A 16,519-nucleotide genomic window follows, 5' to 3' on the forward strand; every position below is an offset into this window, starting at 1 on the left:
TTGAGTGTCAAGTCGGCGGCTGACCCCCAAGGGTATCCGCACCCTCCCGGTGCGGTCAGCCGCCCAGCGCCTCCTCTGTCGCGCGGGCGATCGCGGAGGCGGCACGGGGCGTGAGCGCGGCCCCGTCCGGGCCGGTCACGTAGAACGCATCCACCGCACTGGCCCCGAGCGTGCTCACGCGGGCGCTGCGCACCCAGACCCCCGCTTCGTCCAGGGCCCGGCCGATGCGGTGGAGGAGGCCGGGCTCGTCCTGGGCGCGGACCTCCAGGACCGTGGCCCCGTGCGAGGCCGCCGCGGCGACCGTCACGCTCGGCGGGGCGTGCTGTACGCCCCGCCGGCGCCTGCTGTACGCGGCCTCCCGCTCGGCCAGGCGGGCCGGGACGTCGAGGGAGCCGTCCAGGGCGCGCACGAGGTCGTTGCGCAGCCGGGCGGCCCCGGGCGGGGAGCCGTACTCGGCGGCCACCCGCCAGTTCAGCAGGAGCGCTCCGTCCACCGCGTGCAGGTCCGCGGCCCGTACGGTCAGCCGGTGCAGCGCCAGGACGCCGGCCGCCGCGGGCAGGACGCCGGGCTGGTCGGGGACGGCGATGCGCAGTTCCACGCCGACGGGGGCCGGGTCACCGTCCCCGGCGGGCCCCGTGCCCTCCGGGCGGGACTCGAGCGTCACGGCCGGGGCGCCCGTACGGACGGCCTCGGCGGCCAGGCGGAGGGCCTCCGGGGCGGGCGGGGCGGGCGCATGGGGCGCCGGCGCCCCGTCCCCCACGAGGGCCGCCGCGGCCCGGCGGACCAGCTCGGCGACGAGCGACGCGCGCCAGGCGCTCCATGCGGCGGGCCCCGTGGCGAGGGCGTCGGCCTCGGTGAGGGCGTGCAGAAGCTCCAGCGTGGCCGTGTCCGGTACGGCGTCGGTGACGGTGCGGACGGTCGCCGGGTCGGCGAGGTCGCGCCGGGTGGCGGTGTCGATCAGCAGGAGATGGTGGCGGACGAGCGTGGCGAGGACGTCGGTGTCGGCGGCGTCGAAGCCGGTCCTGCGGGCGATGTCGCGTGCGAGGGCCTCACCCGTGACGGAGTGGTCGCCGGGCAGTCCCTTGCCGATGTCGTGCAGCAGGGCGGCGACGAGCAGGAGGTCCGGCCGGCCGACGCGGCGCGTGAGGGCGGCGGCGCGGACGGCGGTCTCGACGAGGTGCCGGTCGACGGTCCACCGGTGGACGGCGTTGCGCTGGGGCCGGCAGCGCACGTGCTCCCACTCGGGCAGCAGCGAGGAAATGATCCCCTCGGCTTCGAGGGCCTCCCAGACGGGCACGGTGGGCGGCCCCGCGCCGAGGAGGGTCACGAGCTGTTCACGGGCCTCGGCGGGCCAGGGCTGCGGCATGGGGCCCGCCGAGGCGGCGAGGCGGCGCACCGCATGGGGCGACAGCGGCAGGCCGGCCTGAGCCGCCGCCGCGGCTGCACGGAGCGCCAGGACGGGGTCGCGCTCGGGCCGCGCGGTGCGGGCGAGCCCGGCTTCGCCGTCCTGTTCGACGACCCCGTCGGCGAGGGAGAGCCGCTCGACCTCGGCGAACCCGCCGCGTCCCCCGCGCCCGCCCAGGATGCGGCGCAGGCGCGGCCGCACGGAGCGGGCGCGCAGGACCCGGCCGACCTCGCGCCAGGTGATGTCCGCGGCGTAGGAGACCGTACGGGCGGCCTCGTACACACCGTGCAGGAGGGCGTCGGCGTCGGCGAGGCCGAGGGCCTCGGCGACCTGGTCCTGTTCCTGGAGGGCGAGCCGGTCGGTGGCGCGCCCGGTGGTGAGGTGGAGGGCGTCGCGGACGTCGAGGAGGTGGGTGCGGGCGCGTTCGAGCCCGGCGCGGGGGGCGTCGGCGAGCCATGAGGCGGCGACGGCGCGCAGGGCGGTGGCGTCGCGGAGGCCGCCCCGTGCCTCTTTGAGGTCGGGTTCGAGGAGGAAGCGGAGTTCACCCTGGTGCCGGGTGCGGTCCTCGCCGAGTTCGCGGAGTTCGGGGAGGCGGGTGGGGGCCTGGGCGCGCCAGTCCGCGTAGGCGGTGGCGCGCAGGGCCGCGGTGAGCTGTTCGTCGCCGGCGAGGTGGCGGGCGTCGAGGAGACCGAGGTGGACCTTGAGGTCTCCGGCGGCGGTGCGGCGGGCCTCGGCGGGGGTGCGTACGGAGTGGTCGAGGGCGAGGCCCATGTCCCAGACGGGGTACCAGACGCGGTCGGCAATGGCGGCGATCTTGGAGATGTCCGCGCTGCCGTCGTGCAGGAGGAGGACGTCGAGGTCGCTGCGGGGGGACAGTTCGCCGCGCCCGTAGCCGCCGACGGCGACGAGGGCGACTCCCCGGCTCTCGCCCAGCAGGGCGCCGAGCCACTGGTCGGTGAGCCGGGCGAGGGCGGCACGGCGCGGCGGTCCGGTGAGCGCCCCCTGGTGCAGGAGGTGCAGCCGGGCCGCCGCGTAGCCGCCGGGCTCGGTGTCGGCGGGGCGGGACTGCGGGCCGGTCAACTCGGCTCCCTTCGCAGCGTGCTGGCGGGTGGCGTCGATGGGGCCGTCCGGCGGGCCGGATCCGGCGGGTGCGCCTGTCGGATCCGGCCCCGTTCCGTGGGCCCGGTGTGCATCAGATCCGGCCGGTGGGCCGGGTAGGCCGGGCTCGGGCAGATCCGGCCCGGCCGGTGGAGTCGGACGGGTCGGGCCCCTGGATCAGATGAGTCGGGCCCTGGTCAGATGGCGTCGGGGCCGCGCTCGCCGGTGCGTACGCGGACCACGGTCTCGACGGGGACCACCCAGACCTTGCCGTCGCCGATCTTGCCGGTGTGGGCCTTCTTGACGATGACGTCGATGACGTCCTCGGCGTCGCTGTCCTCGACGAGGACCTCTATGCGGACCTTGGGGACGAGGTCGACCTGGTACTCGGCACCGCGGTAGACCTCCGTGTGGCCGCGCTGGCGGCCGTAGCCGCTGGCCTCGGTGACGGTCAGGCCCTGGATGCCGAAGGTGCGGAGGGCTTCCTTGATGTCGTCGACGCGGAAGGGCTTGACGACTGCGGTGATGAGCTTCATACGTCCACCTTCTTGTTCTGCGGCGTGCCCGCCTGGTCCGGTCCGGCCTGTTCCGGGGTGCCGGCCGGGCGCTGCGGGGCGGGCGCGGCGCTGCGGGCGACGGCACCGACCCCGGTGAGGTCGTAGGCGGTCTCGGCGTGGAAGGCCTGGTCGATGCCGCCGACCTCGTCGTCCTCGGTGGCCCGGAAGCCGATGGTCTTGTCCACGAGTTTGGCGAGGAGCCAGGAGACGGTGAACGAGTAGGCCATGACGGAGAAGGCCCCGGCGGCCTGCCGGCCGAGCTGTGTGGCGCCACCGACTCCGTCGGTGGCGAGGAGGCCGACGAGGAGGGTGCCGATGACGCCGCCCACGAGGTGGACGCCGACGACGTCGAGGGAGTCGTCGAAGCCGAACCTGAACTTCAGGCTGACGGCCCAGGAGCACACGGCGCCGGCCACGACGCCGATGAGGAGGGCGCCGAAGGCGTTGACGGCGGCACCCGAGGGGGTGATGGCCACGAGGCCCGCGACGGCCCCCGAGGCGGCGCCCAGGGTGGTGAAGGCCCCGTGCCGGATGCGCTCGTAGGCGAGCCACCCGAGCATGGCGGCGCCGGTGGCGACCTGGGTGTTCATGGCCATGTTGGCGGCGGTGCCGTTGGCGGCGAGCGCGGAGCCGGCGTTGAAGCCGAACCAGCCGAACCACAGCAGCCCCGTGCCGAGCACCACCAGCGGCAGGCTGTGCGGGCGCATGGGGTCCTTCTTGAAGCCGATGCGCTTGCCGACGACGAGGACGGCGGCGAGCGCGCCGATGCCCGCGTTGATGTGGACGGCGGTGCCGCCCGCGAAGTCGATCACCTTGAGCTTGAACAGCCAGCCGTCGGCCTGCCAGACCCAGTGGGCGACGGGGAAGTAGACGACGCTGACCCAGAGGGTGATGAACAGGGCCCAGGCGCTGAACTTCACGCGGTCGGCGAGCGCCCCGCTCATCAGTGCGGGGGTGATCACGGCGAACATCAGCTGGAAGAGGGCGAAGGCGAAGACGGGAATGCCTTCCTTGCCTCCGGTCAGGGTTTCGGGGCCGATGCCCTTGAAGCCGATGTGGCCGAGGTCGCCGAGCAGGCCTGCGCCGGCGTCGTCGCCGAAGGCGAGCGAGTAGCCGAAGAGCACCCAGAGGACGGTGACGATGCCGAGCGAGACGAACGACATCATCAGCATGTTCAAGGCGCTCTTGACCCGCACCATGCCGCCGTAGAAGAAGGCCAGCCCCGGTGTCATCAGCATCACGAGTGCGGCACTGATCAATACGAATGCGGTATCCGCGCCATTCATGGTCGGTGTCTCCTCGAAGCGGCGGCCCGAACGGGCCGGTTTTCGCCATGAGGTTGGCGCAGCGGGATTTCAGCCGATGAAGCTGCTTGTTTCGCCGCAGTGACGAAGGCGGCGGGAGTGTTACGCCCGGGTGAAGCGGACGCGGCGGGTGCCTGATCACCGCTACGCTCCGCCGCCTCCCCGGGGTTGCGGTGCCGGTGCTCCCGGTGCATGGGGCCGGGCATGAGGCCGGGCACGGAGCAGGGCATGAAGCCAGGCACGGAGCAGGGCATGAGGCGCAGGGCATGAGGCCGGATACAGGCCGGCCGCGGCGTCCGCCCGGGGTGACCTGGCATGGGGGAGCCGAGTCGGGTTGTTCGGGAGGAGCACCGCGGCCGGGTAGAGGGGCCGGCAGGGGTCAGACCGCCTGGACGGCTTCCGCCGATTCCGGCAGGTGGACGGAGATCTGCTCGGTGAGGGCGAGGACTTCCGCAACGTCCCCGTAGTCGCGCACGGCATTGCCGACGGTCTTGCGCAGGCGGTTGTTGACCCGCTCGGAGCGCACCTGCTTGGCGAGCTTGAGGGCCTTGCCGGCGAGGACGGTGGACTGCTCGGGCTCGCCCTCCATGAGGTGGACGGTGGCCATGCCGATGAGATTGAGCGCATACGAACGGTGGTGCTCGGTGTCCTGCGCGAAGAGCTCCACGGCGCGCTCCATCTTGGGCCGGGCGAGGGAGGCGTACGTGGGGCTGCGGCCGGCCACGTAGGCGAGGTCGCGGTAGGAGTGGGCGTTCTCCGCGTTGAGCTCGGCCTCGGAGAAGAAGCGGATCCAGTCGGGGTCGCCGTCGCCGGGGGTGCAGTCGGAGAAGCAGTCCTCCGCCATGGTGACCGCGCGCTTGCACTTGGCGGGCTGGCCCATGTTGGCGTACGCGCGGGCCTCCACGGCGTAGAGCATCGCCTGGGTGCGCGAGGTGGCCGTTTCGCGGGCTCCGTACTGGCCGAGGTGGATGAGCTCCAGGGCATCCTCGGGACGGCCGAGGTGGATCATCTGACGGCCCATGCTGGAGAGGATGTACGCGCCGAGGGAGCGGTCTCCGGCTTCCTTGGCGGCGTGGAGCGCGAGGACGAAGTACTTCTGCGCGGTGGGGTGCAGGCCGATGTCGTAGCTCATCCAGCCGGCGAGCTCGGCCAGCTCGGCGGCGGCCTTGAACAGCCTCTTGGAGGTGGCCTCGGGCTGGGACTCCTGGAGCAGGTCGGTGACCTCGTGGAGCTGCCCGACGACGGCCTTGCGGCGCAGGCCGCCACCGCACTGGGCGTCCCACTGGCGGAACATCATCGTGGTCGACTCGAGGAGGTCGAGCTCGGGGCCGGAGAGGCGGCCCGGCCGCGAGCGCTCCTGCGACAGCGGGCCGGAGCCGTCCTTGCCACCGGAGCCGGGTGTCAGCCAGCGCTGCATGGGCTCGATGAGCGAGGGGCCCGCGGAGAGGGCGAGCGAGGCGCCGAGGAAGCCGCGCCGCGCGAGCATCAGGTCGCTGCGGGAGAACTCGCTGATCAGCTCGACGGTCTGCGGGCCCGCCCAGGGCAGGTCGACGCCGGAGACGGACGGGGACTGGTGGGCCGTCCGCAGGCCGATGTCCTCGATGCCGACGACGCAGCCGAAGCGCTCGGAGAACAGCTCGGAGAGGATCTTCGGGATGGGCTCGCGGGGCTGCTCGCCGTCCAGCCAGCGGCGCACGCGCGAGGTGTCCGTGCTGATGTGGTGAGCGCCCAACTGCCGTGCCCTGCGGTTGACCTGGCGCGCCAGCTCGCCCTTGGACCATCCGCTGCGCAGGAACCAGGAGCCCAACTGCTCGTTGGGGCGCTTGTCAGCCTTCTCGGCACCGCCAGCGCCGCTGCCGTTGCTGCCCACCTGGAAGCCCCCATCCCGAACTCTGTCTGTGCGTGAACCGAGTGAACCACCCACAGCTTGCCGCTTCTTGCGGCTGTCTGTGTGGCGATGCACCCCCGGCTGCGAGGAATTCCGGCCGGGTGACGAGACGGTCCATGCCTCCGGCATACCCACCAGTGGGGTGCATCTCCCATGGGTTCGTGCACCGAAAGTAATCCTACGATCACTGCTGAAGCGAGGGCAGTCCAGTAAACGCCACCATTCGCCACCCCAAGGAATGAACCCGGCCGCACCGTCACGCGATTGACTTGACACCGGACGACCAGGGGGGCACGGAGAGGAGGTGGACCGGTGCACGCTCCGGCGCACGTCCGCCTCCGCACCACCGGCCGCACACCGTCACGCCGCCCCCCGAAGGGATTCGGCAACGGTCCGTGTTCGAGACACTCCGACTCGTAACCATCTGCGAGCACGACCCGTTGGAGGGGGCATGGGCTTCACAATCGGCGGCATCCGGGACCTGCGCTCTGGCTCTCGTCGCCGCGGACGCGCGTCCGAGTGCGTGACGACGGTGGCGGAGTACACCGGCCTGTGGGGGTGGGATGTGGTGCCCGGCGCCCGCGCCTCCCGGGCGGGGCGTCCGTCGAGCGCGGTCTGCTCGTGCGGTGCCGGCGACTGCCCCTCCCCCGGCGCCCACCCGCTCTCCTTCGCCCCGACGGTGCCCGCGGGCGCCACGCTGGGAGCCGCCGCGGCCGCATGGGGCGAGGTGCCGGGGGCCGCCGTGCTGCTGCCCGTGGGGCGCTCCTTCGACGTCCTGGAGGTCGCCGAGGCCGCCGGGCGGCACGCCCTGGTCCGGCTGGAGCGCATGGGGCTGCCGCTCGGGCCGGTGGCGCTCACGCCGGACGGCCGGGCGCTGTTCTTCGTCGCCCCGGGTGCCGCGAAGGAGCTCCCCCAGCTGCTCTACCGCATGGGGTGGGACGACGCCCGGCTCGACCTGCGCTGCATGGGGCCCGGCGAGCACGTCACCGCGCCCCCCTCGGACCACGCCGGGCTCGGCCCCATGCGCTGGCTCCGCCCGCCCACGCTGGACACCGCCGGGCGCCCCCCGCAGGCCCGGCTGCTCCTCGGCACTCTCGCCTATGTGTGCCACCGGTCGGCGGCGTCCTGAGCCCCGGCGGCCGCGCCCCGGCTCCCCGTACGAAAGGGCCCCTTTCGCAGCTGCACCTGCGGAAGGGGCCCTTTCTCGGCTTGGCCGGCTCCGGCCGGGGACGCCGGCACGTGCTCCCGTGGACCTCCCGGCCCGGCGCCCGGCCGGATCCCCGGCCGACCACCGTCCGGCGCGCGACGTGACGCGTCAGTCGCCGATGAGCGCGTCGACGAAGGCCTCGGGCTCGAACGGCGCGAGGTCGTCCGCGCCCTCGCCGAGACCGACGAGCTTCACGGGCACGCCCAGCTCGCGCTGGACGGCCACGACGATGCCGCCCTTGGCGGTGCCGTCGAGCTTCGTGAGGACGATGCCGGTGATGTTGACGACCTCACCGAAGACGCGCGCCTGTACGAGGCCGTTCTGACCGGTCGTGGCGTCCAGGACGAGCAGCACCTCGTCGACCGAGCCGTGCTTCTCGACGACCCGCTTGACCTTGCCGAGCTCGTCCATGAGGCCGGTCTTGGTGTGGAGCCGGCCCGCGGTGTCGATCAGGACGACGTCGGCGTTCTCGGCGATGCCTTCCTTGACCGCGTCGAAGGCGATCGACGCCGGGTCGCCGCCCTCGGGCCCGCGGACCGTGCGGGCGCCGACGCGCTCGCCCCAGGTCTGGAGCTGGTCGGCCGCGGCGGCGCGGAAGGTGTCGGCCGCACCCAGGACGACGGACTTGCCGTCGGCGACGAGCACACGGGCGAGCTTGCCCGTGGTGGTGGTCTTCCCGGTGCCGTTGACGCCGACGACCATGACGACGCCGGGCTTCTCCTCGCCGTTCACGCCCACGCCGGGCTCGGTGTGGACGGAGCGGTCGGCGTCGGTGCCGATGAGGGTGAGCAGCTCCTCGCGGAGCAGGGCGCGCAGTTCCTCGGGGGTGCGGGTGCCGAGCACCTTGACGCGCTCACGGAGGCGCTCGACGAGCTCCTGCGTGGGGGCGACGCCGACGTCGGCGGTCAGCAGGGTGTCCTCGATCTCCTCCCACGTGTCCTCGTCGAGGTGCTCGCGGGACAGCAGGGTCAGCAGACCCTTGCCGAGGGAGTTCTGGGAGCGGGACAGCCTCGTGCGCAGCCGCACGAGGCGGCCGGCGGTGGGCTCGGGCACCTCGACCGCGGGCGCGGCGGGCGTCTCGGGCTCGGCCGGGGCGGCGGGCGCCTCGGGGGCGGCTTCGGCGGCCGGCGCCTCGGCGGCCGGGAGCTCGACCTCCTCCACGGTCCGGCGCGGCTCGGCGCTCGGGGGCTCGGCCTCCTCGCCTACGTGGGGCTCGGCGGGCGGCGCGGTGACGGACGGGCTGCTCGGCGGGGCCGGCGGCAGCTGCTTCTTCTTACGGCTGCTGACCACGAGCCCGCTGATCGCGCCGAGCGCGACCACAGCGATGACTACAGCAAGGATGACGATTTCCATAACGCACCCAGTATCGGACACCGCGCCGCCGGTGGGCGGTCTCGGCGGGTGACGTGCGCCTTTAGGGATTCCTCCAAGGACTAATCACCCCAATGGGCTAAAGTTGGAGCAAAGTACGATGGCGTGGGGCTGTGCGACGCGCGTAGAGTCCCCCAAGACCTTTTCTGCCCAGGCTTCCCGCCCCGCTTCACCCGCACGGAGCCCCCCACATGGACAACGCGTCCAACCTGTCCACCGCCGAGTCCGGCGGCGCGATAGAAACCCGCGGTATCGAGCCCGTTCCGGACCACGAGCGTCACGGCCGGGTCCGTGAGCTCTTCCCGACGTGGGTCGCCGCCAACATCAGTGTGCTGCTGCTCACCATGGGCGCGGCCCTGGTGGTCTTCAACAAACTGAACTTCTGGCAGGTCCTGATCGTCGCCGCGTGCGCCGCGCTCGCGTCGTTCGGCATGGTCGGCGTCCTGTCGGTCTCCGGCAAGTGGGGCGGTGCGCCGGGCGCGATGCTCTCCCGCGCGACGTTCGGCGTCCGCGGCAACCTCTTCCCGGGTGCGATCCTGTGGGTCGCGCGCTTCGGGTGGGAGACGATCAACGCGGTCACCGGCGCGTACGCGGTGCTGACCGTTCTCGACCTGGTCTTCGGGATCAAGAGCAACACCCCGCTGATCGTCGTCACGCTCTTCGCGTTCGTCGCGTGCACGTTCCTGGTGAGCGGCATGGGGCGCAAGGCGCTCAACGTGTGCAACAAGTGGTCGACGTACCTCTTCGGCATCTTCAGCGTCCTGGTGCTCGTCTACCTGATCGCCAACATCAAGTGGGACGACGTCTTCTCCAAGCCGGCCGGCACCACGGCGATGATGATCGCCGGCATCGGCACCATCGCGGCCGGCGGCATCAGCTGGGTGCCCACCGGCCCCGACTTCGCGCGCTACCTGCCCCACGCGGCGTCCGGCAAGAAGATCGTCGGTGCGACGATCTCCGGTGCGGGCATCGTGATGGTCCCCATGGTCCTCATGGGCGGGGTCATGGCCGTCGCCACTCCCGACCTGGCCGAGGCCCCCGACCCGGTCTCCTTCCTCGGCGACATCCTGCCGACCTGGCTGGCCGTGCCGTACCTGATCACCGCCATCGTGGGCATGCTGCTGATCAACAGCCTCTCGATGTACTCGGCCGGCTTCACCGCCCAGACGATGGGCGTCAAGCTGCCCCGCGCCATGGCCGTCAGCATCAACGCGATCATCTCGCTGGTCGGCGGTCTGCTGCTGATGCTGGTCGCGAAGAGCTTCCTCAGCTCCTTCATCACCTTCCTGATCCTGCTCGCGGTCTCCTTCTCCGCCTGGATCGGCGTCTACGCGGTCGACATGGCGCGCCGCAAGTCCCGCGCCGTGCGGTACGACGCGGAGGCCCTCATGGACACCGGCCGCACCAGCCGCTACTGGTACGTGGGCGGCTTCTGCTGGCAGGCGATGACCGCCTGGGCGGTCGCGCTGGCCGCGGGCATCTGCTTCACCCAGTGCGACTGGTTCACCGGCCCGCTGGCGTCGACGTTCATCGGCAAGTACGGGCTGGGCTGGGCCGCCACGATCGCCATCTCGGCGCTGATCATGGCTGTGCTGCCGACGCCGCGTGAGGTTTCCGCGGCGGACGCGGCGGCTGCCGCCGACGACGACACGGAGCGGGTGAAGGTCGGCGCCTGACGCGCCGCAGCTCCCTGCACGAGGGCGCCCCCACTGCTACGGCGGTGGGGGCGCCCTCGTTTGTGCCGGGCCCCCGGGCGGTGCGGCTGTGCGCCGCGGCGGACGGGCGGGCGGCGCCTCATGCCGGCGCACGGGGCGGGCCGCCGGGCTGCGTGTACGTCGGACCGGTGGGCGGCACGGCGCTGCCGTTGCACGAGTGCACGAGCTTGTACGCGTTGCGACCGACGCCACGGTGCCGGAGGGCATGCCCCGGGCGTTGGTCCTGTACAGGGGGCCGGGGCATGAGGCCCGCTGCACGCCGCCGGTGCACGCCGCCGGTGCCGAGCTGGGCGCTGCGGCGGGCATGAGGCGGGCGCCGCATGAGGCGGCGGCCCCATGCGCCGCTTCGTGCGGTGCCTCATGCCACGGCCCCGCGCCCCCGCCTCGCCTCATGCGGACAGATCCACCAGCCATCGAGCCCCCTTGCGCCGTGGCCTCCCGCCCGCAGCGGCGTCGGCTCTTCCGGGCGGCTCTCCCCCTGCCAGGTGGCGCGAGACCGCCGCATGGCGGCGCATGAGGCGGGCGCACGAGGCACCGCATGGGACAGCGCATGAGGCGCCGCATGAGGCGGCCGCCCGCCCTCCTGAAGCGACAGGCGGCAGGCAACACCCCGTCGCGTCGTACGCAAACAGGACGCTGCCCCGGCTCGTCGGTGAGCCGGGGCAGCGTCCTGTTGAGGAGAGGGCGGCGGGGGGGTTAGCCCATCTCCTCCAACGCCTTGCCCTTCGTCTCCTTGACGTACTTGAGCACGAAGGGGATGGAGAGCACGGCGAAGACCGCGTAGATGACGTACGTGCCGGAGAGGTTCCAGTCCGAGAGGCTCGGGAAGCTCGCGGTGATGGCCCAGTTGGCGATCCACTGCGCGGAGGCGGCGACGCCGAGCGCCGCGGCGCGGATGCGGTTGGGGAACATCTCGCCGAGGAAGACCCAGACCACGACGCCCCACGAGAGGGCGAAGAAGAGCACGAAGGCGTGCGCCGCGATCAGGGCGACCGTGCCCTGCGCGGTGGGCAGGGAGCCGTCGCCGGCCTGTGCGGAGAAGGCCCAGGCCTCAAGGGCGAGGGAGATGGCCATACCGGCGGAGCCGACGAGGGCGAGCGGCTTGCGGCCGACGCGGTCGACGAAGATCATCGCGATCACGGTGCCGACGATGTTGATGATCGACGTGGTGAACGAGTAGAGGAACGAGTCGCTCGGGTCGATGCCGACGGACTGCCACAGGGTGGCCGAGTAGTAGAAGGCCACGTTGATGCCGACGAGCTGCTGGAAGACCGACAGGCCGATGCCGACCCAGACGATGGGCAGGAAGCCCGCCTTGCCGCCGATGAGGTCCTTGAAGGTGGACTTCTCCTCGCTGTGCATCGCGAGCTCGATCTCGGCGACGCGCTTGTCGAGGTCGACGCCGTGGCCCTCGACGTCGGCGAGGACGGCCTTCGCCTTGTCGACCTTGCCGACGGAGATCAGGAAGCGGGGCGACTCGGGGATCGCGAAGGAGAGCAGACCGTAGAGGACGGCCGGGACGACCATGACGCCGAGCATCAGCTGCCAGGCCTCGATGCCCATGACGTGACCGCGCTGGTCGCCGTCGGCGAGGTTGAGGACGCCCCAGTTGACGAGCTGCGAGACGGCGATGCCGACGACGATCGCGGCCTGCTGGAACGAGCCGAGGCGGCCGCGGTAGGCGGGCGGCGAGACCTCGGCGATGTAGGCCGGGCCGATGACGGAGGCCATGCCGATGGCGATGCCGCCGAGGACGCGCCAGAAGGCGAGGTCCCACAGGGCGAACGGCAGGGCGGAGCCGACGGCGCTGATCGTGAAGAGCGTCGCGGAGATCTGCATGACGCGGATGCGGCCTATGCGGTCCGCGAGCCGGCCCGCGGTGGCGGCGCCGATCGCGCAGCCGATGAGGGCGATGGCGATGACCTGGGCCAGGGCTGCGGAGCCGATGTCGTACTTCCCGCGAATGCCCTCGACGGCGCCGTTGATCACGGAGCTGTCGTAGCCGAAGAGAAAGCCACCCATGGCCGCGGCCGCGGTGATGAAGATGACATGCCCGAGGTGGTCCGGCTGGGCCTTGCGGCCCTCGGACCCCTGCGCCGTCGCAGTGCTGGTCAACGTGTACTCCTGAGGCCCGGCGGCACTGCCGAGCGTGGGGGGCTGGCCCTTCAAGTGGGGCACACGACTTGGGGGCTCACCACTTGAAGGTATTAGCAACGCTGCAGACCCTATGTCTTCATTTTCTTAAGTCAATAGGTCGTAACCAAGAAGTTTCCTGCAGGCATCTCACAGGTTGAGTTCAACACTTGAAGAAGTGAAGTCGCCGACAGGGATAACAAGATCAACGCAGTCGCTGGCTGATGACCTTGGAGACGCCGTCGCCCTGCATCGAGACGCCGTACAGGGCGTCGGCGACCTCCATCGTCCGCTTCTGGTGCGTGATCACGATCAGCTGCGAGCTCTCCTGCAGCTCCTTCATGATCCCGATCAGCCGCTGGAGGTTGGTGTCGTCCAGCGCCGCCTCGACCTCGTCCATCACGTAGAACGGGCTCGGCCGCGCCTTGAAGATCGCGACGAGCAGCGCCACGGCGGTCAGGGAGCGCTCGCCGCCCGACAGGAGCGACAGGCGCTTGACCTTCTTGCCCGGCGGGCGCGCCTCGACGTCCACGCCGGTGGCCAGCATGTCGTCCGGGTCGGTCAGGACGAGCCGCCCCTCGCCCCCGGGGAAGAGCCGGGAGAAGACGCCCTCGAACTCGCGGGCCGTGTCCCGGTACGCCTCGGTGAAGACCTCCTCGACGCGCTTGTCGACGTCCTTGACGACCTGGAGCAGGTCGCTGCGGGTCTTCTTGAGGTCCTCCAGTTGCTCGGAGAGGAACTGGTGGCGCTCCTCCAGAGCCGCGAACTCCTCCAGGGCGAGCGGGTTGACCTTGCCCAGCTGCTGGTAGGCGCGCTCGGCGGCCCGCAGCCGCTTCTCCTGCTCCGTGCGGACGTACGGGGCGGGCCGGTTCCTGGGGTGGTCCGGGTCCTCCGGCAGTTCCTCGCCCTCGGCCGGCGGGGACGGCGGTACGAGCTGGTCCGGCCCGTACTCCGCGACCAGGCCCGCGGGTTCGACGCCGAGCTCCTCCAGGGCCCTGGCCTCCAGCTGCTCGATGCGCAGCCGCTTCTCCGCGCCGAGCACCTCGCCCTTGTGCACCGAGTCGGTGAGCTTGTCCAGCTCGCCCTTCAGCTCGCGGCCCCGGTTGCGCTCGGCGACGAGTTCCCGCTCCCGGACGGACTTCGCCTCCTCCGCGTGGCGCCGCTCCTCGTCGGCGCGGACGAGGGAGACCTCGACGTGCGCGAGGAGCTGCCGTGCGCCGGACGCGACGGCCGCGGCGACCCGCGCCTCGTGCTGCAGCCTGAGGCGGCGCCTCTCCGCGCGGGCCCGGGCCTCGCGCTCGGCGCGGGCCGCGCGGTCCAGGCCGTCCGCCCGGCCCGCGAGGGCCTTGACGCGCTCCTCGTGCGTACGGACCTGGAGCCGCGCCTCCATCTCGGTCTGCCGGGCGTTCGCGCCGTCGGCGGCGAGCCGGTCCCGTACGGAGGTGTCGGGCTCGCCGGCTCCCTCGCCCGGGGCGGCCTCCTCGGCCACGGCCAGCCGTTCGGCGAGCTCCTCGGCCTCTTCGCCGGCCCGGGCGAGGGCCTCCTCGGCGCGGGCCACGGCCGCGGCGGTCCGGCCGGCCTCGTCGGCCGCCGCGCGCGCCTGCCCGGCGAGCCGCCCGAGGGCCTGGGCGACCTGGGACTTCTCCCGGTCGGCGGCGCTGCGCAGGGCGGCCAGCTCCTCCACGCGTGCGGCGCATTCGGCGCGCCGTGCGACGGCGTCGCGCTGTGCGGTCTGCAGGACGGCGCACCGCGCGTCCAGGTCGGCCAGTTCGGCAGTGGCTTCGTCGACGGCCGCCTGGACCTCCAGGAGGCTCGGTGCGCCGCCGGAGCCTCCCTGGGCGAAGTGTGCCCCGAGGAGGTCGCCTTCGGCGGTCACGGCGACGGCCCCGGGGCGCTCGCCGACCAGTTCCTCGGCGTCCTCCAGCGTCGCGACGACCACGACGTCGCGCAGCAGGGGGCGGACGGCGTCGACGACGGGGGCGGGGCCGTCGACGAGTTCGAGGGCGGGACGGGGGCCGCACGGGGCGGCGCCCTGCGGGCCCCGTGCGGGCGCCGGCACGGGGCCCGGCACGAGGCCGTCACTCTGCGCCGCGCCGCGCTCCAGGCCCCGTGCCACCACGAGCGCCGCCCGCCCCGCGTCCTGCTTGCGGAGCAGCCGCAGCGCCTCGGCCGCCGTGGTGGTGTCCGTGACCGCGAGCGCGTCGGCGGCGGCCCCGAGGGCGGCGGCGACCGGCAGTTCGTAGCCGGGGGCGACGGTCAGCAGCGCGGCTGCCGGGCCCAGCAGTCCGGACAAACGATCCTGCGCAGCCAGCAGCGCCCCCGTGCCGTCCTTGCGGCGCAGCCCCAGGGCGAGCGCGTCGCGGCGCGCGCCGGTGGCCGCGCGGCGGCGTTCGGTGGCGGTGGCCTCCTCGCGGGCCTCGGTCAGTGCGGCTTCCGCGGCGGTGAGTTCCGCCTTGGCGGCCTCGTGCCGGCTCGCCAGTTCGGCGTCCCCGGCGTCGAGCCCCGCGACCTCCGCCTGCTGCCGCTCGTACTCCTCCTGGGCGGCGGCCGCGCGCTCCCGGGCCTCGTCGCGCGCGGTGACCAGCCGGTCGATCTCGGACTGTGCGGAGGCCGCACGGCCACGGGCGGCGGTGACGCGCCCCTGGAGCCGGGCGAGCTCCTCGCGGTGGTCGGCGATGGCCCGGGCGGCGTCCCTGAGGCGGCGTTCCTCGTCCGCCAGCTGCCGCTCCAGGGCGGCACGGTGCTCGCTGGTGTCCTCCAGGGCGCGGCTCGCCGCCTCCAGGGCGGCCTCCAGTTCGGCCTCCTGCTCGCGGATGCGGGCCGCCTCGCGCTCCAGGTCCTCCGGGTCCCGGCCACGCCGTTCTTCGGCCGGGGCGGAGGTCGCGCTGGTGACGCGCGCGTCGGCGAGGCCGATCGTGCCCCGTACCCGCTCGGCGAGGCGGGAGAGCTCGTACCAGGTCTGCTGCGCACCGGCCAGGCGTGGAGTGAGCGCCCGCACCTGCTCCTCCAGGGCCGCCTCACGCTGGAGCGCGGTCCGCAGCTCGGCCTCGGCGGCGTCCATGCGGGCCTTGAGCGCGGCCTCGTCCGCGAGCTCGGTGCGCAGCGCCTCCCGGAGGGCGACGAGGTCGTCGGCGAGGAGCCTCAGGCGGGCATCGCGCAGGTCGGCCTGGATGACGGCGGCGCGGCGGGCGACGGCGGCCTGCCGGCCGAGCGGTTTGAGCTGCCGCCGCAGTTCGTCGGTGAGGTCCTGGACGCGGGCGAGGTTGGCGCGCATCGCGTCGAGCTTGCGGAGCGCCTTCTCCTTGCGCTTGCGGTGCTTGAGGACGCCCGCCGCCTCTTCGATGAAGGCCCGGCGGCCGGCCGGGTCGGCGTGCAGGACGGAGTCGAGCTGCCCCTGGCCGACGATGACGTGCATCTCGCGGCCGATGCCCGAGTCCGAGAGGAGCTCCTGGATGTCGAGGAGCCGGCAAGTGTCGCCGTTGAGCTGGTACTCGCTGCCTCCGTTGCGGAACATGATCCGCGTGATGGTGACCTCGGAGTAGTCGATCGGCAGGGCGCCGTCGGAGTTGTCGATCGTGAGGGAGACCTCGGCGCGGCCCAGCGGCGGGCGGCCGGTCGTCCCCGCGAAGATCACGTCTTCCATCTTGCCGCCGCGCAGGGACTTGGCCCCTTGCTCGCCCATGACCCAGGAGAGGGCGTCGACGACATTGGACTTGCCGGAGCCGTTGGGTCCCACGACGCAGGTGATCCCGGGCTCGAAGCGCAGGGTCGTCGCGGAGGCGAAGGATTTGAACCCCCGCAGGGTCAGGCTCTTGAGGTGCACGCGGAAGGACTCTACCGT

General features: G+C 72.8%; 9 protein-coding genes. 2 read left to right on the forward strand and 7 right to left on the reverse strand.

Annotation, left to right across the window (positions count from 1 at the left end; genetic code table 11):
- Positions 1–55: 55 nt before the first annotated feature.
- The 4 genes from ACOTKD_RS34095 to ACOTKD_RS34110 form a co-directional block, all read right to left on the reverse strand.
- Positions 56–2,485: a [protein-PII] uridylyltransferase gene (locus tag ACOTKD_RS34095; RefSeq protein ID WP_424892876.1), complete on the reverse strand. Its 2,430-nt coding sequence runs from the start codon at positions 2,483–2,485 to the stop codon at positions 56–58.
- Positions 2,486–2,700: 215 nt separating this feature from the next.
- The gene (locus tag ACOTKD_RS34100; protein ID WP_030369327.1) at positions 2,701–3,039 is read right to left on the reverse strand and encodes a P-II family nitrogen regulator; all 339 of its coding nucleotides are present in this window, start codon (positions 3,037–3,039) and stop codon (positions 2,701–2,703) included.
- Entirely contained in the window at positions 3,036–4,346 is a 1,311-nt protein-coding gene (locus ACOTKD_RS34105) for an ammonium transporter (RefSeq protein ID WP_424892877.1), read from the reverse strand. The genes ACOTKD_RS34100 and ACOTKD_RS34105 overlap by 4 nt, the downstream gene beginning before the upstream one ends.
- A 397-nt stretch (positions 4,347–4,743) precedes the next feature.
- On the reverse strand, positions 4,744–6,234 hold the full coding sequence (locus ACOTKD_RS34110) for a hypothetical protein (protein WP_424892878.1): 1,491 nt from the start codon (positions 6,232–6,234) through the stop codon (positions 4,744–4,746).
- 469 nt (positions 6,235–6,703) lie between these two features.
- Between ACOTKD_RS34110 and ACOTKD_RS34115 the strand changes: the two genes are divergently transcribed.
- The gene (locus ACOTKD_RS34115) at positions 6,704–7,381 is read left to right on the forward strand and encodes a bifunctional DNA primase/polymerase (protein WP_424892879.1); all 678 of its coding nucleotides are present in this window, start codon (positions 6,704–6,706) and stop codon (positions 7,379–7,381) included.
- Positions 7,382–7,567: 186 nt separating this feature from the next.
- Here ACOTKD_RS34115 and ftsY read toward each other — a convergent pair whose 3' ends face one another.
- A complete protein-coding gene (ftsY, locus tag ACOTKD_RS34120; RefSeq protein WP_424892880.1) occupies positions 7,568–8,812 on the reverse strand; it encodes a signal recognition particle-docking protein FtsY in 1,245 nt (414 codons plus the stop codon).
- A 209-nt stretch (positions 8,813–9,021) separates the two neighbouring features.
- Here ftsY and ACOTKD_RS34125 point away from each other — a divergent pair, with 209 nt between their 5' ends.
- Positions 9,022–10,506, forward strand: coding sequence for a purine-cytosine permease family protein (locus tag ACOTKD_RS34125; protein ID WP_424892881.1), 1,485 nt, complete (start codon positions 9,022–9,024; stop codon positions 10,504–10,506).
- Positions 10,507–11,241: 735 nt separating this feature from the next.
- Here the strand turns inward: ACOTKD_RS34125 and ACOTKD_RS34130 are convergent.
- Complete coding sequence (locus tag ACOTKD_RS34130) at positions 11,242–12,660, reverse strand: sugar porter family MFS transporter (RefSeq protein ID WP_424892882.1); 1,419 nt, start codon at positions 12,658–12,660, stop codon at positions 11,242–11,244.
- A gap of 223 nt (positions 12,661–12,883) precedes the next feature.
- Positions 12,884–16,501 carry a chromosome segregation protein SMC gene (gene smc / locus ACOTKD_RS34135; RefSeq protein WP_424892883.1) on the reverse strand — a complete coding sequence of 1,206 codons (3,618 nt, stop codon included), beginning with the start codon at positions 16,499–16,501 and terminating at the stop codon, positions 12,884–12,886.
- Between the last annotated feature and the right edge of the window lie 18 nt (positions 16,502–16,519).

The organism is Streptomyces sp. XH2, assembly GCF_049725035.1.
Lineage (GTDB): Bacteria > Actinomycetota > Actinomycetes > Streptomycetales > Streptomycetaceae > Streptomyces > Streptomyces roseoverticillatus.

What these genes read in the sequence shown, in the direction of transcription:
- ACOTKD_RS34105 (WP_424892877.1), bottom strand. Translation starts at nt 4,346, where the DNA reads ATGAATGGCGCGGATACCGCATTCGTATTGATCAGTGCCGCACTCGTG.
- ACOTKD_RS34125 (WP_424892881.1), top strand. Translation starts at nt 9,022, where the DNA reads ATGGACAACGCGTCCAACCTGTCCACCGCCGAGTCCGGCGGCGCGATA.
- ACOTKD_RS34100 (WP_030369327.1), bottom strand. Translation starts at nt 3,039, where the DNA reads ATGAAGCTCATCACCGCAGTCGTCAAGCCCTTCCGCGTCGACGACATC.
- ftsY (WP_424892880.1), bottom strand. Translation starts at nt 8,812, where the DNA reads ATGGAAATCGTCATCCTTGCTGTAGTCATCGCTGTGGTCGCGCTCGGC.
- ACOTKD_RS34115 (WP_424892879.1), top strand. Translation starts at nt 6,704, where the DNA reads ATGGGCTTCACAATCGGCGGCATCCGGGACCTGCGCTCTGGCTCTCGT.